General features: G+C 35.0%; 1 rRNA gene. It reads right to left on the bottom strand.

Going from position 1 to position 217, the window contains the following annotated elements:
• Nucleotides 1-75, bottom strand: a 5S ribosomal RNA gene (gene rrf / locus LPC13_RS16870); the annotation flags it as partial.
• Nucleotides 76-217 lie beyond the last annotated feature (142 nt).

Below are 217 nucleotides of genomic sequence, written 5' to 3'. Positions count from 1 at the left end.
ACCATTGACGCTGTAGAGCTTAACTTTCCTGTTCGGAATGGGAAGGAGTGTTTCCTCTACGCCATCATCACCAGATTACATAAGTTATTATACATTAAGTGTTTTTAATTGTCAACACTTTTTTCAGAAATTATTCTCTGAAAATTGCACATGAATCATATTTTTTATTGGTCAAGCCCTCGACCTATTAGTATCAGTCAGCTAAATATGTTACCAC

Origin of the sequence: Clostridium celatum, from assembly GCF_021412605.1 — a bacterium.
GTDB classification, from domain to species: domain Bacteria; phylum Bacillota; class Clostridia; order Clostridiales; family Clostridiaceae; genus Clostridium; species Clostridium celatum.
Note: the sequence above shows the minus strand (reverse complement) of the source record. Positions and strands in the feature narration are given on the sequence as shown.